The sequence below is a fragment of the Clostridium sp. D5 genome, from assembly GCF_000190355.1.
In the GTDB taxonomy this organism is placed as follows: domain Bacteria; phylum Bacillota; class Clostridia; order Lachnospirales; family Lachnospiraceae; genus Faecalicatena; species Faecalicatena fissicatena_A.
In genome coordinates this window covers 363,733-366,416 of sequence record NZ_GL870814.1, presented here as the reverse complement: position 1 = coordinate 366,416, position 2,684 = coordinate 363,733, and the positions used below count along the sequence as shown (strand labels likewise).

Annotated in this window: 4 protein-coding genes; 3 read left to right on the top strand and 1 reads right to left on the bottom strand. The window is 47.1% G+C overall.

The features are described from left to right. Positions 1-555, top strand: a 555-nt coding sequence (locus HMPREF0240_RS15235) for a 4Fe-4S binding protein (protein ID WP_083806252.1), incomplete at its 5' end; no start/stop codon positions are given. A 310-nt stretch (positions 556-865) separates the two neighbouring features. On the opposite strand, the gene HMPREF0240_RS15225 is transcribed toward HMPREF0240_RS15235, so the two are convergent. After that, the gene (locus HMPREF0240_RS15225; protein WP_009004313.1) at positions 866-1,852 is read right to left on the bottom strand and encodes an FAD:protein FMN transferase; all 987 of its coding nucleotides are present in this window, start codon (positions 1,850-1,852) and stop codon (positions 866-868) included. Between the two features lie 155 nt (positions 1,853-2,007). On the opposite strand from HMPREF0240_RS15225, the gene HMPREF0240_RS15220 reads away from it, so the two are divergent. Next, positions 2,008-2,364, top strand: a complete 357-nt coding sequence (locus HMPREF0240_RS15220) for a NusG domain II-containing protein (RefSeq protein WP_009004312.1) — start codon at positions 2,008-2,010, stop codon at positions 2,362-2,364. A 36-nt stretch (positions 2,365-2,400) separates the two neighbouring features. Beyond that, a partial coding sequence (locus HMPREF0240_RS15215) for a Gx transporter family protein (protein ID WP_035313619.1) occupies positions 2,401-2,684 on the top strand: 284 nt, incomplete at its 3' end.

Sequence of the window (2,684 nt, the reverse complement as noted above, 5' to 3'; positions counted from 1 at the left end):
GTACTGGCAGGATTTATATTTGGCAATATGTTCAGCATCATATACAGCCTGGCCGGCGGTATTCTGAGCCTGACGGTTATGGCACTGCTAAAGGGCAGGGGAGTTGGAACCGAAAGTATCATGGTAAATATGATGCAGGACGGCGGCCCAAAGGGCTGTTCTTATGGGTGTATGGGATATGGAACCTGTGTGAAGGCATGTCCTTTCGATGCGATACATATCGTTGAGGGCATAGCAGTAGTAGACAAGGAAAAATGTAAAGCCTGCGGTAAATGTATCGCAGCCTGCCCGAAACATCTGATTGAGTTGATCCCTTATGACCAGAAGACGTTTGTACAGTGTAATTCCAACGCGAAAGGAAAAGCATTGATGGATGTCTGCCTGGTAGGGTGTATTGGATGCCGGCTCTGCGAGAAAAACTGTGAAACAGACGCAATTACAGTCACAAACTTCCTGGCGCATATTGATGCGTCCAAGTGTACGAATTGCGGTGTCTGTGCTGACAAATGCCCGCGGAAGATTATTATACCCAGGAAGATTCCGCTGACTTCTTAAAAAGAAAACATCAGGGAGATCGTGTCAGAACGGCTTTGCGGAATCTGAATATAGATATCTGGAGCGCTGATTCACGGCACAGTATAAAAAGGCAAAATAAAAGCCAGTATCATGAACACGGCAGGCACCGGAATGAAAAGATACATCCCCGCCTGTGTGGCTATTCCTCAGAGCTTCTGAATCCGGGGAAGGTTCATGTACTGGCTTTTTTATAGCTATGAGCACTTTGTGACCGTATTTTGGTCACTTACGTACGATGCATGAAAAATAGTTGGCAAGGTAGTTTCGAGCCTGCTATTTTTTATTTCTGCTAACTGGCGTAGTGAAGAGCGTAATCGTCGGTTACGAAAATAGCGCGGATATTGTCAAGAGATTCGATCAGAGCAGTCCCCTTTTCCAGGCCGAGACCAAAACAGGCGGTGCTTAAGGCATCCCCGTCTGCGGAAGCATCCGAAATGATGGTGACCTGCAGAAGGTGATTGTCGTAGGGATAACCAGTGCCGGGATCCAGCAGGTGGTGATAGATTTTCCCGTCCTTTTTAAAATACCTTTCGTAAGTGCCGGAGGAGACTACCGACTGACCGCTGATTTCCACGGTAGTGATGGCCTCATTTGTCTCGGCAAAGGGTTTCTGGATTCCTATATGGAAGGGCTGTCCATTGGGCCTGCCGCCGACAGCAACGATGTTGCCGCCGAGGCTGATGAGCGCGTGATCGATGCCCTTTCCTGTTAAATAAGCTTTTAGCTTGTCTGCAATGAAACCTTTGGCGATACCCCCCAGATCAATGGCGGCCTTTGGATCGGTCAGAGTAACGGTATTTTGGTCCAGAATGACATTTTCATAGTTCACATGGCTTCTGGCCTCATCTATGGTTTCCTGGTCCGGGATATTTCCCGGATTGTTTTTTACATCCCACAGTTCGCTTAAAGGAGCAATCGTGATGTCAAATCTGCCGTTGGACAGTTCGCCGTAATACAGGCCCATTTCCAGTAATTCCGCTGTCTCGGTATCTATTTCTACGGGAGTTCCTCCCGCAGCATTTATTCGGGAGATATCGCTTGTATCAATAGTACGGCTGAAAAGCTGTTCGTAACGCGTACACATTTCTTTGCAGTGATCCAGGATAGATTCATCGGCGGTACCCCAGACCTCAACAGATACGATCGTATCAAAATACATGCCGGTCATCTTGATTGAACTGTCTGCGCGGGGCACTTTGCTGCAGCCTGTGGACAAAAGTACAATGGCGGCGGGCAGAAACAGAGACAGGGCACGTTTTATAAGCGTATGTTTCATGTGATTCCTCTTTCAAATGTATTTAAGTACCTGTCTGTATGCTGTGGTACTTATTCTATATCTGAAATATTATAACCATTTTCAGGAAGAATTACAATCGAACATGTGATTGCATTCTAAAAGTCGGTGTGCTATGATAGTGGCTGGAGGCGGATATGAAAAAAAATGATTTTTTATTAATCGGACTCGTTCTGCTCATCGCAGTTTCTGTGATGGGTTATCATTATTTAAAGAAAGATACTGGCCCAGGAAAAGTAGTAATCCGTGTGGACGGTGAAACATATGGGACATATGATTTGTCGGAGGAGCAGACTATAGATATCCAGGGTACAAACATACTGGAGATTCATAACGGTGAGGCCCGGATGTCCGAAGCAGACTGCCCTGACAGGCTCTGTGTGCATCAGAAGGCAATTTCAAGGGATGGGGAGAGCATCATCTGCCTGCCCAATAAGATCGTAGTATCTGTGGAAGGCGGCGAAGACAACGAGATCGATGCGGTGGCGAATTAGCAGTACCGGGGGTCCATGAGTGCAGGAGGAAAAGGTGTGAAGAACAGAGCGGCTTATTTCGGGGTATTTACGGCGCTTGCCCTTATATTCAGCTATGTGGAGATGCTGATTCCCATTCAGTTCGGAATTCCGGGGATCAAGCTGGGCCTTGCGAACCTGCTCATTGTTATTATGCTGTATAAATGCGGGGCAAAAGAGGCCCTGATGCTTTCCGTTGTCAGAATCGTACTGGCAGGATTTATATTTGGCAATATGTTCAGCATCATATACAGCCTGGCCGGCGGTATTCTGAGCCTGACGGTTATGGCACTGCTAAAGGG